Origin of the sequence: Mucilaginibacter gilvus (assembly GCF_004054195.1) — a bacterium.
Lineage (GTDB): Bacteria > Bacteroidota > Bacteroidia > Sphingobacteriales > Sphingobacteriaceae > Mucilaginibacter > Mucilaginibacter gilvus.
In genome coordinates this window covers 299,064-315,670 of record NZ_SBIW01000001.1, presented here as the reverse complement: position 1 = coordinate 315,670, position 16,607 = coordinate 299,064, and the positions used below count along the sequence as shown (strand labels likewise).

12 protein-coding genes are annotated in these 16,607 nt (G+C 43.8%); 1 reads left to right on the top strand and 11 read right to left on the bottom strand.

The features are described 5' to 3' along the window. Window positions 1–3: 3 nt before the first annotated feature. The 7 genes from EPL05_RS01445 to EPL05_RS01415 all read right to left on the bottom strand — a co-directional run bounded on the left by EPL05_RS01445 (window position 4) and on the right by EPL05_RS01415 (window position 8,735). Entirely contained in the window at window positions 4–432 is a 429-nt protein-coding gene (locus tag EPL05_RS01445) for a four helix bundle protein (RefSeq protein ID WP_128531731.1), read from the bottom strand. Window positions 433–529: 97 nt separating this feature from the next. Further along, on the bottom strand, window positions 530–1,345 hold the full coding sequence (locus tag EPL05_RS01440) for an energy transducer TonB family protein (protein WP_128531730.1): 816 nt from the start codon (window positions 1,343–1,345) through the stop codon (window positions 530–532). A 70-nt stretch (window positions 1,346–1,415) separates the two neighbouring features. Beyond that, window positions 1,416–1,817 carry an ExbD/TolR family protein gene (locus EPL05_RS01435; protein WP_128531729.1) on the bottom strand — a complete coding sequence of 134 codons (402 nt, stop codon included), beginning with the start codon at window positions 1,815–1,817 and terminating at the stop codon, window positions 1,416–1,418. Further along, window positions 1,814–2,527, bottom strand: coding sequence for a MotA/TolQ/ExbB proton channel family protein (locus tag EPL05_RS01430; protein ID WP_128531728.1), 714 nt, complete (start codon window positions 2,525–2,527; stop codon window positions 1,814–1,816). The genes EPL05_RS01435 and EPL05_RS01430 overlap by 4 nt, the downstream gene beginning before the upstream one ends. Window positions 2,528–2,578: 51 nt before the next feature. Then, window positions 2,579–3,679, bottom strand: coding sequence for an HU domain-containing protein (locus EPL05_RS01425; protein ID WP_128531727.1), 1,101 nt, complete (start codon window positions 3,677–3,679; stop codon window positions 2,579–2,581). A gap of 38 nt (window positions 3,680–3,717) precedes the next feature. Then, window positions 3,718–5,565 (bottom strand): porin family protein, encoded by a 1,848-nt coding sequence (locus EPL05_RS01420; protein WP_128531726.1) that lies wholly within the window; start codon window positions 5,563–5,565, stop codon window positions 3,718–3,720. Window positions 5,566–5,579: 14 nt separating this feature from the next. Next, window positions 5,580–8,735, bottom strand: coding sequence for a tetratricopeptide repeat protein (locus tag EPL05_RS01415; RefSeq protein WP_243837185.1), 3,156 nt, complete (start codon window positions 8,733–8,735; stop codon window positions 5,580–5,582). Between the two features lie 227 nt (window positions 8,736–8,962). On the opposite strand from EPL05_RS01415, the gene EPL05_RS01410 reads away from it, so the two are divergent. Next, entirely contained in the window at window positions 8,963–10,099 is a 1,137-nt protein-coding gene (locus tag EPL05_RS01410; RefSeq protein ID WP_128531725.1) for a DUF922 domain-containing protein, read from the top strand. Here the strand turns inward: EPL05_RS01410 and EPL05_RS01405 are convergent. The 4 genes from EPL05_RS01405 to EPL05_RS01390 form a co-directional block, all read right to left on the bottom strand. Then, complete coding sequence (locus tag EPL05_RS01405) at window positions 10,096–10,470, bottom strand: response regulator transcription factor (protein WP_128532056.1); 375 nt, start codon at window positions 10,468–10,470, stop codon at window positions 10,096–10,098. The two genes, EPL05_RS01410 and EPL05_RS01405, sit on opposite strands and share 4 nt — an antisense overlap. A gap of 726 nt (window positions 10,471–11,196) precedes the next feature. After that, a complete protein-coding gene (locus EPL05_RS01400; protein ID WP_128531724.1) occupies window positions 11,197–14,130 on the bottom strand; it encodes a M16 family metallopeptidase in 2,934 nt (977 codons plus the stop codon). A 279-nt stretch (window positions 14,131–14,409) separates the two neighbouring features. Continuing rightward, window positions 14,410–15,309, bottom strand: coding sequence for a nucleotidyltransferase family protein (locus EPL05_RS01395; protein ID WP_128531723.1), 900 nt, complete (start codon window positions 15,307–15,309; stop codon window positions 14,410–14,412). Between the two features lie 74 nt (window positions 15,310–15,383). After that, on the bottom strand, window positions 15,384–16,499 hold the full coding sequence (locus EPL05_RS01390) for a M42 family metallopeptidase (protein ID WP_128531722.1): 1,116 nt from the start codon (window positions 16,497–16,499) through the stop codon (window positions 15,384–15,386). Between the last annotated feature and the right edge of the window lie 108 nt (window positions 16,500–16,607).

The window sequence follows — 16,607 nt, the reverse complement described above, 5'->3', positions numbered from 1 at the left end:
ATTTCAGTAGCAGTTGCAGTGGCGGTAGCAGTCTTGGAAAGCGGTAAAGTGTTTAAGGCTTTGGTTTCGGAGGGAACTTTTCTGGGCTGTTGGCCATAGCATTAAGCATCCTGCAATTTCTTCATATTTCGCAAATAGCAGGTCATAGCTTTGCTTTTCTATATAGCCGCAATCTAAGGCAAAGTCTAACCAAATGGAGGTTTCTGTTGCCTCACCATCGGCATCTGTCATTTTCGAAGTAAAATGCTTGGGGTATATCCTTTTACGATACCCTTCTCCAATATTGGCACATACCGACCTGGATGAACGCCTGATTTGGTCCGTTAAGGAATAGGTTTCTTCTTTAGGGAATTTTTTAGAAAGGTGAAATATTGCTCTGGCTGCTTCGAAAGCCGATTGATAAACCTTAAGGTCTCTAAAACTACCGGTCATGGGTAAAGCGTATTATTTAAGCAAACGTCTTAAAAAAATACAGCACTACAAACTAATATCTTAATTCGCACACTGCAACTGCGACCGCCACTTAATCTTAGTTCAGCTTAAACACAAACGTCATCGTTCCCCGTTGGCTGTCCGGCGCGGTATCTGATGAATTGAATTGAGAATTAAGCAGGGCCTCTTCGCATTTCTGCAGCAGGGCGGCATCTGTAATGGTGGTGCCGCGTGCCCCGGCTGTCGCGGTTACTACCCGCCCATTTTTATCTACGGTGATATCCACAACAACCTTGCCGCTATGGCGTTTATCGTCGCTTACGCTTGGGCGGCTTACAAAGGCTCGTTGGGTAAGGTTAAGGTTGCCGCCGTTGCCGCTGCCTGTGCCGTTATAATTGTTGGTAAGCGTTGTTCCGGTGGTTTTACCCTGGTTGCCGGGTGTGCTGCCGGTTCCGTCGCCTTCGCCGGTGCCGTTATTAGTTTTGCCTTTATAGAGCGCGTTTTGGTTAACTTTTGGCGCGGCTACAGGTTTTGTTACCGGTTGTGTGGCTACCGTTTTGCTTGGTGCTTTGGAGTTTGCAACTACTTCGGGCGCATCTTCGTTAATTTGGGTAACTACGTTTTTATCGCTGTTATCTACTTCCTGTTTTTCTTCCGTAGGCGGGGTTTCGGTTACTTTATCCGGTTTGGTTTTATTAGCGTTTTCGGCAACAGATGGTTCCTCAATGCTCATATAATCGCTGCCGGTACCTTCGTCTACCGTGCCGTAATTTACCAATATACCGCCGGTACCGTCCTCATCCTTTGGTGGAGTTTGAAACACGATAAAATAGCACAGGGCAATCACCACGGTAAGTATCACACCTGTTGCAGCAAACGCTTTCGGATAATTATTTTGTTCCCTGTAGTCCATTTTTCTTAGTTGGTAGTAGCGGTTGCAGTAGCAGTTATTTGCATTATTACTGCTACTGCAACCGCCACTTTTATCCTTTCGGTTCCGTTGCCAGTACCAGTTTTATATTTAGTTTTTGTGCTATATCCATTACCTGTACTACATCCTGTATGGCAACAGTGCGGTCTACATATAGTACTATCGTCAATTCGCTTGCCAGTTTTTTGTAGTTGCCAATTACGGTGGGTAGGTCGGCAACGGGGACTTCTTTTTTATCAACGGTGTACTTCAGATCCTTGTCTATAGAAACATTGATCGTTTTTTTAGATACCGATTGCCCGCTTGATGATTTTGGCAGCATCAGTTTAATAACGTTTGGGTTAGTAACCGTAGATGCTATCAAAAAGAACAAAAGCAGGAAGAACATGATATCATTCATGGCCGAGGTGTGTACCTCTGCTGATGCACCGCGTTTTCTCTTTCTTAAATTCATTTGCTTGGCTCCTCTAACAGGTCAATAAACTCAATGGCATCGGTTTCCAGCTTTAAGATCACCTTATCAACCATCATATTTAAAATATGGTAACACACATAAGCGATGATACCTACAAACAAACCCGCTGCCGATGTAACCATCTTCACATATAAACCACCGGAAATTACCCCCATGCTGATGTTATCCGTTTTGGAAATATCATAAAAGATCTTGATAACGCCCGCGATGGTACCCAGGAAGCCGAACATGGGTGCAATACCGGCCACAATGCCAATAATGCCGATATTTTTCTCCAGTTTGGATACTTCCAGCTTGCCAATATTTTCGATAGCGCCTTCGATATCTTTGATGGGGCGGCCAATGCGTAAAAGCCCTTTTTGCAGCATACGGCCAAGCGGCGAGTTGCTGTTTTTACAGATAGCAATGGCCGACTCTAAATTGCCCGACATGATGCTGGCCCGAACCTGGATCATGAGGTGCGACTCGTCCTTAGAGGCTTTGCGGATAGTAAAAAAGCGTTCGAAAAATATCACGAGGCCCAATACGGCCAGTATACCAATGGGTATCATCACCCAGCCACCTTTTATAAGCAGGTCGCCAAAGCGTAGTTCTTCATCAGGGATCTGCGCCAATTGCTGGCCTGCCTGTTTTGCTGTATCTATCAGCTTTGTTGCTGTATCTGTAACCTGGGCGAATAATAAAGTCATTTGTTGTTGTTTCTGGATTTATTTTAGAGGAAATACATGCGGACTAATTTTTTACCGCGGCTGTTTTACCACTATTTTCGGGTTAATAGGTAATGTATAGGAATCGGGTTTTATTTTTTTTGCAGTTATTAAACTTTGCTTTAAGGCATCAGCCTTTTCTTTGGTAATAAAAGTACCTACGGAAACTTTAAAGCGTCTGCCCGGAGCGTCGGGAACTATTTTCGCGCTATCCAGTCCTGCTATTTTAAACATTAAAATTGCTTTGCCCGCTTGGGCAAGGCTTTTAAACGAACCGGCAATAACCTCATAGCGCTGTAGTGATGAAACCTCTTTTACAGGGGCGGCTATTGCAGTACTTGTTGCGGAATCCGGCTTTATATTACGTATCATCGACACAGAATCTGTATCAGCTTTTGTTTTGCCGGTATCAATTGTTTCCAAAATTATTGGAGCCTTTGCCGGTTCCTTTTCTTTCGATCCGAACGAAAATTTAAACGATTCAGGGTCGTACCTTTTTACCATATATACAGCAAGCGCGGTAGTTATAAGCGTGAGTAAAATAAATACCCAGGTAGTTTTACGGCGCTTTTTGCGGGTGAGTTCTATCAGGTATTCTTCCTGTTCCTCTTCGGTTTGGTATTGTTCCCCGGGAATATATGGTTGCGGATTGTATTGCGGCTGTGCTGCGGCATCGGGGCTGTACGTGGGCTCTCCCGGCTCATGGTGCTCAATAACAGATTGTTTCCCTAATTTGTGCAGCTTGATAGTCGGGTATCCAAAAAACTCAGGGTCGGTACTGGTAACGCTATTGGGCCTAAAAATAAGCTGTAAATTATACATGGTGAACCAGCCCAGATCGGCAAGCGCTGTTTCGCCTATTGCAGCCTGCTGTTTCAGAGTCAATACAAATTTTTCGGTAAAGTACTTGGATGATGCTACCGAGATCTTTTTCTTTTCGGCAATATGGATAGCCAAGGCGTCATCGTCTAAATATTGCGGATCGAACTGTACGCTATAACCAGGAGGGTAAAATTTGCCCTCTCTATCGTTATAATAGCCGTTTACACGGGTATGAGCAAAATAGCCAAGCCCCGGCACGTTTACATCGCCGTGCTGCCCAAGCAATTCGCTTATATAGTAGCCTACATCCATTCGCTAAAAGTACGGATAATTATAAAACATCAAAAAGCTTAAAAAGCATAACCCACTCCGCCAAACACATTAAGCCCATAATTTGGGTAATAAAGCCAGGTTTGGTTAGTAGTGCTTAGTATATTATTTACCTGTACAAATACCGAAAACTTTTTATTCACCTTGTATGTGGCCCCACCGCTCAGGTCGGCAAAAGACGCTATATTAGAACTCACGGGTGTTGACGATAACCCACCTGCACCAAGCGGCCTATCCTGCGTGGAACCACGGAACATCAAAGAACCGTTTATATCTACCGTATTGCTGATGTGGATCACGGTACCTGCGGTTAACTTAAAGGTTGGCAAATTCCATGGTTCAGCCTCAGTTGCCATCTTGTAATCTTTAAATTCTACACGGCCAAACAGATCGAAATCGGCTGCTTTAAAGTTTAGTTCGCCGTTAAATCCACTGATGCGTGTTTTACCGCCATCGTAAATAACGCCGTATTTGTTACCGGTGTTAGCAAAATCGTTTACAAAGAGTCGAAGGTTTTTTATGCTGTTGCGGAAAATGGCTGCTTTAAAGCTCAAACCAGGAGCAAGGGTTCCCTTCAGCCCAACGGTGACATCCAGCTGATCTACCGAGTTTATAAGGTTGATATTTTCGCCCAGGAAAGGGTTTACATCAGTATACTCCAGTAACGAGGCGCGGTTTACGTCACCCTTGGCTTCGGCAAATAAGCGCACATATTTCGGTACTATCTGGTACTCTAATTTAGCGGCCGGGAAGATGAAGAACCTGTCAGAAAGGCCAAACTCTTTGGCTATGTTGATACCCGCGTCAATTTTATAGTTTTCGCCCTGGAACTTGATGTAAGGGTTTGCCCTTACAATATTGTTATTCAGAGAATAAAGCGCATCCTTTTGGGTGCTAATGTCCAATGAACCGGCCAGGCCCGCGTAAAACTGTTTTACCGTTTGGTTTACAAAGCCCGATAAAATGATGTTATTCTCCTTGGCCTTGTAGGCGTTGCTGAAAATATAGCCCTTTAGCTTTAAGGCGTAGGTGAAATCGTTCTCCACGTCTTTATAGTTTTTAGCCAGTTCAGCCTCGGCACCTATGGTGTTAAAAGTTTGCTTCTGCGGATCGAAAACGTAAGCGGCAGGGGCAACCCCGGAAGTGTTATCGCCATAAAAATATGTGCCGTGCCGTTTGTAGCTGATCCGTCCGCTGATAGTGTTTTCAGCGTTGATGCTTTTACCGAAAACGCCAATCTCATCCCTGATCTCGTTTTGCTTGTACTGGTTGCCGGCTTGTGCAAAATGCTTTAAAAAGCCGCCAACCTGCAACGCTTCATCGCGACCGTTGGCAAAATAAGCCTCGCCGTATGTGGTTTTTAAGCTTCCGGCACCCACTTTTACATAGTTATTGATCAATACAGAATCTTGCTCGGCGGGGCGTTTCATGGCCTCCAATTCGCCAATGTTATTATCCTGCTGCAGCTTTTTGTCGATAGGGGCGTAAGCCAAAGGCGCTTTAAAAGGCGATGCCTCTTCGAGATTTGGGTTGCGGCGTATTTTTACCGCCTCGGCCAATACCGGTTTGTAAGCTGTGGTAACTACTATCTCTTCTGTAAGGCCGGCCCCTGGCGTATTATTCGGTTTGTTTTGTCCGCCTTTTTTGGTGGTATCTACCGTAACGGTAGAAGCTGCATCGCCCAGGTTCTTGGCCGATGATTTTTGTACTACAGGAACTGCCTTAGCCGGTTTCTTTTTAGCTACCGGTTTCTGAACTGTTTTAGCGGCGGGTTTTTTTGCAGCCGGTTTCTTTGTTTGCGCACTTGCCGGGACAAAGAAAAAACTCATTAACAAGGCGAGCAGTATGTAGGTGTATCTTGTGTTCATTGCTTGTTCCTCTTTTATTCTTTAGTTCCTTGTTTAGTTGTGTCTGTTACCGCCGGTTTATCAGCGGCAGGTTTTAACGCGCCAGCCTTCTGAGGCGACATTTGCGCCAACTTTTGTTTAGCTATAGGCAAAATATCATCATCGCCTTTATAGTTCTCAATAATACTTTGCAGTGTTGCTTTCGCCTGAAAAGCATCTTTTAACCCAACATAGTTATCAGCGAGCAGGATGTAGGTTTTTGCCACCCAGTAATCGTAGTTCGGCATTTCCTTCACCAGGTCGAAACAGGTTTTTTGAGACGCTTTGTACTTGCCGCGCAGATATTCTATGTTAGCCAGGTTATATTTAGCTTCGGCGGCGGCTACGGTTTTGGTGTTTTTTAGCGTGTAGTTAAACTCGGTAATGGCCGATGCTGTATCTGCTTTTGCCAGGTAAGCTTTACCCGCGTAAGTGCCTGTTTTAAAGATATCCTCCTGCGCCGATTTTTCGTTATCGCGGATGAGGTTGGCATATTTCAGGATATCATCCGGCATGTTTATCTGCGAATAGCAAAACAGCAGGTTGTTAATGGCGTACGAGTAATCTGCCTTGTACTCCGAGTTGGTTTCCAACCTTTTCAGGAACACGATGGCATCGTTGTATTTCTTTTGCGCCATGTAAAGCTTGGCCATGCTGATGAGCGCTTTCTCGCTGTAGGCGCTGGTCCAGTCGTTCAGGATAACGTTGTAATCCACAACAGCTTCATCGGTTTTACCCAAATTCACCAAACTTTGCGCACGGATAAACCTTGCTTCTTTCTCAAAGATCTGCTTGGTTGGGAATTTATCAAAGTAAGCGCTAACGGCGTTTACGGTGCCTTGCCAGTCGGCACGCAGGTAAAGGTTGTTGGCAGCGGCGTACATAATGTTCTCCTGGTCGGCAGTGGAGTAGTTGCCTATAGCGGTAGTGCCTGCATAGTTGATGAACGTTTGCGCATCGCCTTTATCGGTATAAATTTTCTCTACCTGTTTAAGCGCCTGTTTAGCTTCATCGCTTGATGAATAATCGGCAACTACCTGTTTAAAGGAAGTAACGGCCTCATCATCGCGACCGGCATTATAATCTATTAGGCCGATGGTTGTTAAGGCACGTGGCACGTAGCTGCTGCGCGGATACTTTTGTATCATGGCCTGCAGGTCTGTTTTGGCGCGGTCGCCATCGTTCTTTAAAAAGTAAGTATAGGCAATCTCGAAGGATGCATCATCCGCGTAATCCGAATTTGGGAAACGAGACAACACATCGTTAAGCGTACTTATCTTGCTATCCAGGTTGCCCTGTAAACCTTGTATAATACCGCGCTGAAACAACGCGTAATCCTGGTCCTGGCTTTGCTGCGCAATGATGCGGTTGTATGCACCCATCGCGTTATCGTAACTTTTCAGTACAAAATAACTGTCGCCCAGGCGGCTTACCGCATCGTTCTCGCTGTTTTTATCTTTAATGTCTCCCTTTAAAAATTTCTCGAAGTAAGTAGCGGCTGTGCGGTATTGCTCGCCACCGAAAGCAGCGTAAGCAAGCGCGTAATTGGCAAAATTAGCTACGTCGGTCTCCTTGGATTCGGGCATGGCCAAAAACCGTTGGAAATTATCAACGGATTCGCCGTATTTACGTACTTCGTACATGGCCTCGGCCATCCAGTAATAAGTAAGCGCCTGTATTTTGGTATCTACAGGGTTTTTAAGCGAACGCAGGAATATACCGATGGCGTTTTCAAAAGCACGTTCGTTGTAAAACTCCAGCCCGCGGTAGTAGGCCACTTTTTGATAGGCTTCCTGGGCACTGGCCGATTTATTGGGGATCGGCTCCAATATCTCAACAGCTTCTTTATAATTATGCGAGTTTAGCAGCTCTTCGCCTAATAAGGTTTTTACCTCATCGTTGCGGCTGCTGCGTGGGTAGTTCTTTAAATAGGCACGGGTGGCTATCAGCGCCTCGTTATTAAAGTCGAGTTCGTAAGAGAGTTTGGCGTATTGGTAAAGCGCGTCTTCCTGCAACTGTTTATCAAAATCAAGCTTGGAGGCAACACGGAACGCGTTGCGCGCGCTTTGTTTATTATTCATTTTCAGGAACACATCTCCCAAAGTGTAGCTGCCGCTTTGACTGTAATTGTCGTTTTGGGCTACCAGTTTCTCCAGTTCGCTGGATGCCTTGCCGTAATTGCCCACCTTATAATAGGCGTAACCTATCTGATAGCTGTCCTGCGTGTTTTGGGTTTTACCCTGGTCCTGATCCTGGAAACGACTGTAGTAACTCACCGAGTTATCAAAATCGCTATTGGCAAAATAAGATGCAGCAACAATGCGCAGCATTTCGGTTTCGTTTTGCTGTTTGGTTGTTTTTAGGATTGGAATGGTGTATGCCAGTACATCGTTGTAGCGTTTATCTAAAAAGTAAACGGCAGTGATATAGTAAGGGTAACTGCTTTCGTATTTTTTGGAGTTCTTTAACCGCTCGAAGTTGACCAATGCGATGCTGTAATCCTTTTTTAAATAGGCGATATAGGCAAAGTAGTAAACGGCATCATCTGTAAACGCCGATCTCTTATTCTTCACTTCGCCAAAAAGGGCCTGCGCGTTTTTGTAGTCGTTCAGCATAAAATAGGCGTATCCTTTTTGGAACTTGTACTCGGTATTTTGTGAGCCTGTAAGCTCGCCAGCCTGCACCTTGTTAAACCAAACGAGGGCTTGCTCAAATTTGCCCTGTTTAAAATACGACCGCCCCACCTGGAAGAACGCCAGTTTGGTAAGCGGGTTTTCGGGGTGTTCTTTTATAAAGCGCAGAAACATGCTCTCCGCATCGTCGTTGCCCAATTCAAGCGCACAAAATGCTTCGTAATACTGGGCGTTTTCTTTTAGAAGGGAGAGTTCCGATTCGAATTTTGATTGCGGCGCGGGTTTAAGGCGGCTTTCTTCTACCAACCGGAATTGCTCTGCGGCGGAGGCGAATTTTCCTTTATCCAGCAGGTCGGCAGCGGTGTTGTAAACCTGGTTAATGTGGAAGGAAGGATTTTGCTGCGCCTGCGTGGTTAGGGCAAAAAATACCGGTGCAACGAGGATAATATACTTAGTTTTAATCATAAAGCGCATACTAATGATGGTGCTAAAATAGCTAAACGCAAAAATGCAATCCACAATAGTAATTAACAAATGTGAATAAGCACTTTTTTTTAAACGAAGGCAAAAACGTGATGGTATGCCTGTGGAAAATTAAAAGTAGCGAGAATGTTTGTAGATAACAGGAGGATGTGGGGAATTAGAAGGCGGTGTTTAAAAGTAATTATGCACGGTAAGAATTATCGCGCTGTAAACCAATAAGTAGCATAAAATTTTGCAAATTTTGCAACGTTATGTTTTACAGAATGCTTTCAGTGAAATTAGCCCGGTTAAAAATTCATGTAGTGTCTATCATGGCCGTGGCTTTTGTTGCGATATCGCCTGCGTTTAAATTAAACACCACGCCCGTTGCCTTTATCGAGCTGCAAAAACAGCGCCTTACCTTTGCGCCTAAGGATTTTTATATTGCCCGCATAGATGACGAACGCGCCGATAAAGCTTTAATTGGCTCGCTATTACCAGTAAAAAACGTTTCCGGTAAAACTGATGAAATGGTTAAGGTTGACCTTAAAGGCGGTGCAGCAGTGGCCGTAAAGCATTTTGTTGATAACAGTTTTACTGCCGATAAAACCCTGCGCCCCATCATTATTAAAATAACTGAATTTATTGTATTAGAAAGCCATGCGGCGAATGAGCGGGCTGACGGGCGGATTAGCTTAAGAATAACCTTTGGCTATGAGCGAGACGAAGATTTTGTAAAGCTTGGCGACTACAACACTACAAGTACTTACCAGCGTAATACCGGGCCGGCACAGCAGGTTGAACCATTATTGAGGAACGCTATAACGAATACCTTAACTTACCTTGATAGCTGGATGAATAAGCAGGAGGGTACCAATATTAAACTTGCTAAGAAGGTAAAGGTTATCTGTATCGACTATACTGAAGAACTTGAAGGTGATACCATATACTATGATATTAACCGGCCTTTAAAGTGGGCAGATTTTCAGCTAAAACCACAAAGCGGTAAATTTGGGGCCGAGGTTTTCGCGGGTTTAGGCTATAACGAAAGCGTGAGCGTAGTGAATGGCACCGTAAACATTAAGCTGGATATTAAGGTATACTTGCCCAAAAGTGCGTGCTGGGTGCGATATGAGGCCATGACTAACAGCAGCCTTGTACACGAGCAACATCATTTTGATATTGTAAAAATAGTTGGCGAGCATTTTAAGAAGCAGATATTAGCTGAAAAACTAACTTCCGGTAATTACGATGGGCCAATTAACATGGCTTATTTTGACGCGTTAAGAGAAATTAATACCCTGCAAAAGCAGTATGATACAGAAACCGGGCATAGCACTAATACCTACCAGCAGCAATTGTGGAACACACGGATTGAGCGGGAGTTGCAGGCGTTAGGGATAAAACCGTTTAAAAGTTAGGCTGCCGGCCTTAAGTGATTTTTTATTTTAGCAAGCAGGTTATTAATATCGAATGGTTTGGCGATGAAATCATTCGGTGCGCCATCCTGGTTCATGGCGTTAGAAATATTATGGCTTGCCGAGATCAGGATCACCGGGATATCATGCGTAAAGTCTTGATTTTTTACTTCTTTGCAAAGTTCGCGCCCATCCATATTTCCCAGCATAATATCAAGCAGTATTAAATCTGGTGCTTTTTTACGAATAGTGTCCAGTAAATAGTGCCCGTCTGACAAGGTATCTACTTCGTACCCCGAATCTTCAAGAATAAATTGTAGTACTTCCAGTATATCAATGTCGTCGTCTACAGCTAAAATCCGCCCCATGCTCATGTAATTATAATTAAGTATCTGCACAATGCGCCGAAACGCATAATAATCCATGATTCTACTGCAATACTTATACCAAAAGTCTACTCATCCTTATTAGGGCCCTTTTTTATGATGTAATATGCCTTTTTACAGTTGGCACAAAAATATTTTTTAAAGGGAATAAAGCCCAGTATGTTTTTTATAAACCAGCTGCGGTGTAATTTATGATGAAAATATTTGCCGCATTTAGGGCATTTTGAACTTAAGGGTTTAGTTGTCTTTTCCAAGGTTTCGGCTATAAATGTTTACTAAAATGTAATATTAGTAATTTGAAACAACGAAACAAGCCTTTTGTTGTAAAAAACAGATTACACGAGCTGTTTTTATTAACTATCGATTAACCAGTACGTATTGCGTACGCATACATTTATAGCATTTAAAATTGCGGATAGGCAACCAGAAAAGGAAGGTTTTTACAAACCAACCGCGGTGGGCACGGGTTTCCAAAACAGCTTTGCATTTAGCGCATATTGCATCCGTTTTTTTACGGGTGGTAAGGGTTTCTGGCACGGGAAAATTTATTAGCAATACAATTAGGGTATTGTATTGTTATATATCAATGTTCAAACAAATATATAATATTTATATGGCCGCCCAATAGGTTAATAGGGATATTTGCTGTTTTTGTGCAATAAAAAGGAGGCTTGTTGTACACAAGCCTCCTTTTACCATTGCATAACTTATTATTTAATACCCAAATATGGTTTTAAGATCGGGCTTTGAAAGTACACCATATTTTTTAAGGTCTTCATCACTTACCCGTTTTTCGGATGCCACAATACAATAAGTATATGGCTTATCTTTTAGTTCGGTATCATGAAAAGCTTTTACATCCGCCAGCCCTAATTTTTTAATAGCTGTGAAGGTGTTTTTACGCAGATCGTAATCCAGGCCACGTAGTTTTGCATCCAGGTAATTAAACAAAATATCATCCTGGGTAACGCGCTCTGTTTCTATAGATTTGCGCACGTTTTCCCTGGCGGCAAGCAGGCCTTTTTCAGATTCGGGCATACTGTTCAGCAATTCGTTCATCGCTTTTATGGCCTCATTCATTTTATCGGCTTGAGTACCCACATAGGCTACAAAACTATCGTTTTCGCCTTTTTTGGCGGCCTGGCTATAGTAGGCGTAGGTAGAGTAGGCAAGCGCCTTAGATTCGCGGATGTTTTGGAAGATGATAGAACTGATACCGGAGCCAAAATAGTTGTTCAATAGTTCAACAGCCGGTGTTTTAGCAACATCGTATGGCTCTTCGTTGCGGATCCAGTTGATCTCTGCCTGTACCATATCATAGTTGGCAAACAATACCTGGTTTTCGCCCGGTTTTACCCGCGTGAATTTCTTAGCCGCCGGGTAAGGCAAAAAGGTTGCCGGGGTTTTGTGCAGTTTGGCTAAAGTTGCGCCTGCCTGTACGGCTGTTTGCGGGCCGTAATATAATATGGTGTGTTTGTAATTTACCAGGCTATGTAAAATATCAACCAGGTCCTGCGCTTTAATATTGTCTATTTCCTCATCGGTAAGTACGTTATTAAAAGGGTTATTGATGCCATATTGAGCGTAGTTAACCAGGCCTTGCATAATAGACCCTTTATTCAATTTTTGGTTTTCGCGTACTTTTTTTAGCCGGGCTTTGTAGCTGGTCAACGCTTTTTCATCGGGCTGGCAGTTAGCCAGCAGGTTTTCTAATAAGGTTACTGTAGCACCAAAGTTTTCCTGCAGGCCGCCAATATTTACGTTGGTGTTTTCGGGGCTGGCGCTAACGCTGTAAGTGGAAGCCAGTTTATAAAATGCCTTGCTAACATCTTCTGCACTCATTTTATCGGTGCCTAAAAACTGCAGGTAAGCTGCCGCAACCGGTAAAAGTTTATTGTTCCAGCTGCCCATATCAAAACGGTAATACATACGGAAGATGCTGTTATCCTTATTTTGAACCGACAATACATCAACCTTACCCGCTTTTGCCCGCTGGATATCCTTCGCGTAATCTAAAAACAAAGGCTGGATAGGGTTATCGGGCATGGCGTTTATTTTTTTAACGTATGCCGATTGTTCGCCCGCGTTTACCTCAACAGGTGTTATAGGTGGTTTTTCAACCTTCAGGATGTTTTTATCCTCGCCCTGGTGTTTGTAAACAATTACATAGTTATCGGCCGTTAAATACTTATTGGCAAAGGCGGTAACCTGTACAATATTTACTTTGGCCAACTCATTTATACTGGCCAGGTCTACCCGCCAATCCACACCGGATGTAAAATCGCTCATCAGGTTTCCGGCGCGGTTGCCGTAGTTTTCGTTTTGCTGTATGGTGCTCTTTTTTAAGTTGTTTACAATAGAGGAGATCAGGTCGGCGGCAAATTCGCCTTTCTTCAACTTGTCAATTTCGGCAAGCATCAAAGCCTTTACCTCATCAAGCGATTGCCCTTTAACCGGCGTACCACGTAGCATCAACACGCTGTAATCTTTCAGCACATAAGGCGAAGCCGATGCGCCAAGGAGTTTTTGCTTTTTGGTGAGGTCGAGGTCGAATAAACCGGCTTTGCCGTTGGTTAATATAGAACCGATAAGGCTAAGCATGCGTGCATCTTTGGTACTTGCGCCCGGGAAACGGAAAGCAATGGTCAAATTCTCGGGGGTAGGGCCGTAAACATCTCTTTTAACGGGGCTGGCAATCGGTGCCTCCGGCGCGAAGGTGTAGGCCGGAACAGCCTTTGGCACCATGTAATTAAAGTGAGCGGCAACCTTTTTTATCATCACATCGGGGTTAAAATCGCCGGAGAGGATGATCCCCATATTGTTGGGTACGTAGTAATCGTAATAATATTTGCGAATAGCTTTCAGCGAGGGATTTTTTAGATGCTCTATAGTGCCAATGGTAGTTTGTTTGCCATAGTTGTTGTTTGGGAACAAAGCCTCGAACATAGCTTCCTGGGCTTTGCGGCCATCGTTATCCAGTCCGCGATTTTTTTCTTCGTATACCGCTTCCAGTTCGGTATGGAAAATGCGCAGCACAGGCGCGCGGAAACGCTCGGCCTGCATAGTTAAAAATTTATCAACTGCCGAGCCGGGGATATCTTCGGTATAAACGGTTTGCTCAAAAGAGGTAAAGGCGTTGCTGCCCTGCCCGCCCATGGCGGCCATCATTTTATCATACTCATTAGCAATTCCGAATTTTGCAGCCTCGCCCGATGTTTTGTCTATCTCCTTGTAAATTTCTTTACGCTTTCCTTCGTCTTTAGAAGAGTTATATTGCTCATACAGGTCGTCTATTTTATCCAGCAGGGGTTTTTCTTTAGCCCAGTTAAGAGATCCAAACTTATCGGTGCCCTTAAACATCATGTGCTCCAGGTAATGGGCGAGGCCGGTATGGTCAGCAGGATCGGTTTTACTACCGGCCTTTACAGCGATGTATGCCTGTATGCGGGGTTGTTTATTGGTTGGGCTAAGAATGACCGTTAAGCCATTCTTTAAAGTATAGAACCGTGCCTGTGTTGGGTCGTTGGTTACATATTTATATGTATAGCCGCCTGTGGTAGCTGTTTTCCAAACGTATGGCGTTTGGGCAGATACTCTGGCTGTATATGAGCCGAGCAGTAAAAGGGTAAGGATCAGTTTTATTTTCATGCTGAGGTGTTAGGCTATAAATATAACCAAAAGAGAGACGAGGTGGAAAAGAATTGAACTAAAAAGTTAGTAGGGGAATTATCGGCAATTAACAGCAGAGGGCGCAGAGGTACATAGAGCCCTGCATGTGGTGTGGCTATTCTAATTCATAAAATTCACCTGCTATTTTTTATCTCAGTGGCTCTCTGCGCAAAACTCTGCACCCTTTGCGGTTAAATAGCAAATCAAAAAAAAATCCTGCTCAAAATTGAGCAGGATTTATTATAAGTTAATGTAAAACTACGACCAAAGGTTGGCAGGGTAAGTGCCATTCTCTACCAGGTCTGATATGCTTTTTTGTACAATTGGTTTATCTTCTTTGTAAGTAACGCCAAACCATTTTGCATCGGTAGGGATAACTTTAAAAGATGCCTCGCCGCTTTTTATTAAACCATCGGCAACCAACGGGATAAAAAATTCTGCTTTAGGGTTTGTTTTGTTGGCTTCAACAAAATCCTTAAACATTGGCAGGCTTTGTTTGAAAACAGCCGGTGTAAAGCCCCAGAAGTTCATAGATACCCGGGTAAGCGGATCCAACGGGTATTCTTTATCGTCTTCTTCGTAAGCAACGGTACCGTCTTCTTTAAAATATACTTTAAGGCGCTCGTTTATGGCAACCATTTTACCATCTTCTACCTGACAAACGCCGCGAGATACCGAACCGTGATCTGACAAAGTACGATCGACCTGGTAACCTATAATAGAATAAGTGTCATCAGCTACTTCGGTAGTTAAAAAATCGGCCATTTTCTTGAACGCGTCGAATCCGTAGAAATCATCTGCGTTTATTACGCAGAAAGGTTCGTTTATCTGGTTGCGGGCAGCCAGTACCGCATGGGCAGTTCCCCATGGTTTTGCACGCTCAATTTCTTCGTCAATGCCGAACTGTTTAAGATCGTAGTTTTGGAAAACGTAATCTGTTTCTATCCTACCTGCCAATTTAGGCTCAAAAATAGCTTTGAAACTGTCTAAAAACTCTTCGCGTATGATGAATGATATTTTGCCAAAGCCGGCGTTAATAGCATCGTAGATAGAATAGTCGATAATGGTTTCGCCGTTTGGGCCAAATCCGTCAACTTGTTTCATGCTTCCATAGCGGCTTGCCATACCTGCAGCCAAGATTAATAAGGTAGGTTTCATATTGTTTAAGAGAATTTTATAGTATTGCTTAAATTGTTGCCAATAATAATGATTTTTCCGTTTATTATTAATAATTACTTAAAATATCTAAAATCCTGCCCGGATTTGATATTGAGTAACGACTCATAGATGAGGCGGATAACGTTATCTACGTCTTCTTTATGGATCATTTCTACCGTGGTGTGCATATAGCGCAGCGGTAAAGAGATAAGCGCCGATGGTACGCCATCGTTAGAGTAAGCAAACGCGTCGGTATCCGTTCCGGTGCTGCGCGAAGAGGCCTGGCGCTGGAATGGGATATTTGCTTTCTGTGCCGATTCTATCAGTAGTTTGTTCAGGTTGTTTTGTACCGCAGGAGCGTAGGAAATAACCGGGCCCTTGCCGCAGCTCAGGTCGCCCTGGGTAATTTTGTTGATCATTGGCGTACCGGTATCATGGGTAACATCGGTAACAATGGCCACGTGCGGTTTAATGCGGTGGGCTATCATTTCGGCACCGCGCAAGCCAATTTCTTCCTGTACGGCGTTTACGATGTATAAACCAAAAGGAAGGGTTACGTTGTTCTCTTTTAATAAACGGGCAACTTCTGCTATCATGAAGCCCCCGGCGCGGTTATCCAACGCGCGGCCAACATAATAACGGTTGTTAAGCACCATAAATTCATCTTCGTAAGTGATCACACAACCTACGTGGATGCCCAGTTTTTCAACTTCCTCTTTGCTGGTGCAGCCGCAATCCAGAAAAATGTTCTTAAGAGTAGGAGCTTCTTCTTTTTCGCCGCCGAGGCGGGTGTGTATGGCCGGCCAACCGAAAACTGCTTTTACAATGCCATTATCGGTATGGATATTTACCCGTTTTGAAGGTGCTATCTGGTGATCAGACCCGCCATTGCGGATCACGTAGATCAAACCATCGCTGGTGATGTAATTTACAAACCACGATATTTCATCGGCATGGGCCTCAATCACTACTTTGTATTCGGCAGTAGGGTTTATTACCCCTACAGCGGTGCCATAATTATCTACAAAATGATCGTCGATGTAAGGTTTAAGGTAATCCAGCCACATTTGCTGGCCTTTCCACTCAAAGCCGGTAGGCGAGGCGTTATTGATATATTTTTCGAAGAATGCAAGGGAATTTTCGGTAACTACGGCAGGTTTCTGCTCAACTTCAGTTTTCTTTTTAGCCATTGATATAAGTATGAGGCCGTTGGATGGCCATTCGCAAATATAGTAAAGCGGTTGATATTGCCGCAATACCCTTTACACGGTATATTAAATAATGTTTGTTTGTTAACA

Bases quoted from the DNA above. Each gene is read 5' to 3' on its own strand.
- EPL05_RS01445 (WP_128531731.1), bottom strand. From the start codon at position 432: ATGACCGGTAGTTTTAGAGACCTTAAGGTTTATCAATCGGCTTTCGAA.
- EPL05_RS01440 (WP_128531730.1), bottom strand. From the start codon at position 1,345: ATGGACTACAGGGAACAAAATAATTATCCGAAAGCGTTTGCTGCAACA.
- EPL05_RS01435 (WP_128531729.1), bottom strand. From the start codon at position 1,817: ATGAATTTAAGAAAGAGAAAACGCGGTGCATCAGCAGAGGTACACACC.
- EPL05_RS01430 (WP_128531728.1), bottom strand. From the start codon at position 2,527: ATGACTTTATTATTCGCCCAGGTTACAGATACAGCAACAAAGCTGATA.
- EPL05_RS01425 (WP_128531727.1), bottom strand. From the start codon at position 3,679: ATGGATGTAGGCTACTATATAAGCGAATTGCTTGGGCAGCACGGCGAT.
- EPL05_RS01420 (WP_128531726.1), bottom strand. From the start codon at position 5,565: ATGAACACAAGATACACCTACATACTGCTCGCCTTGTTAATGAGTTTT.
- EPL05_RS01410 (WP_128531725.1), top strand. From the start codon at position 8,963: ATGCTTTCAGTGAAATTAGCCCGGTTAAAAATTCATGTAGTGTCTATC.
- EPL05_RS01405 (WP_128532056.1), bottom strand. From the start codon at position 10,470: ATGAGCATGGGGCGGATTTTAGCTGTAGACGACGACATTGATATACTG.
- EPL05_RS01400 (WP_128531724.1), bottom strand. From the start codon at position 14,130: ATGAAAATAAAACTGATCCTTACCCTTTTACTGCTCGGCTCATATACA.
- EPL05_RS01395 (WP_128531723.1), bottom strand. From the start codon at position 15,309: ATGAAACCTACCTTATTAATCTTGGCTGCAGGTATGGCAAGCCGCTAT.
- EPL05_RS01390 (WP_128531722.1), bottom strand. From the start codon at position 16,499: ATGGCTAAAAAGAAAACTGAAGTTGAGCAGAAACCTGCCGTAGTTACC.